The sequence below is a fragment of the Streptococcus infantis genome (genome assembly GCF_047463635.1).
Classification (GTDB): Bacteria; Bacillota; Bacilli; order Lactobacillales; family Streptococcaceae; genus Streptococcus; species Streptococcus infantis_W.
Genome location: NZ_JASHDL010000058.1, coordinates 1 through 620, shown reverse-complemented (window position 1 = coordinate 620; position 620 = coordinate 1). Strand labels below are relative to the sequence as shown.

Annotated in this window: 1 protein-coding gene and 1 pseudogene; both read left to right on the top strand. The window is 44.0% G+C overall.

Going from position 1 to position 620, the window contains the following annotated elements:
* A pseudogene (locus tag QM867_RS10800) lies at window positions 1-207 on the top strand (ATP-binding cassette domain-containing protein); the annotation flags it as partial.
* On the top strand, window positions 147-620 hold a 474-nt coding region (locus QM867_RS10795), incomplete at its 3' end, for a Glu/Leu/Phe/Val dehydrogenase dimerization domain-containing protein (protein ID WP_414315756.1). The pseudogene QM867_RS10800 and the gene QM867_RS10795, both read left to right, overlap by 61 nt.

Sequence of the window (620 nt, the reverse complement as noted above, 5' to 3'; positions counted from 1 at the left end):
AACCTGACCCTAAAAACTGGTGAGATCGCAGCCATCATGGGACCAAACGGAACAGGGAAATCTACTCTGTCAGCTGCCATTATGGGAAATCCGAATTATGAAGTAACCAAAGGGGAGATTCTCTTTGATGGTGTCAACATCTTGGAATTGGAAGTAGACGAACGTGCACGGATGGGCTTGTTCCTTGCTATGCAGTACCCTTCAGAAAATTCCTTCAAGCTGTTGAAGAGTTCCTCAGCACTTTGGAACCTGTTTTTGAAAAACATCCTGAATACATCGAAGAAAACATTTTGGCTCGTATTACAGAACCTGAACGCGTGATTTCTTTCCGTGTTCCTTGGGTTGACCGTGAAGGAAACATCCAAGTAAACCGTGGTTACCGTGTTCAATTCAACTCTGCTGTAGGTCCATACAAAGGTGGTCTTCGTTTCCACCCAACTGTTAACCAAGGGATCTTGAAATTCCTCGGTTTCGAACAAATCTTCAAAAACGTCTTGACTGGTCTTCCTATCGGTGGTGGTAAAGGTGGATCTGACTTCGATCCTAAAGGAAAAACAGACGCTGAAGTAATGCGTTTCTGCCAAAGCTTCATGACTGAATTGCAAAAACACATCGGTCCT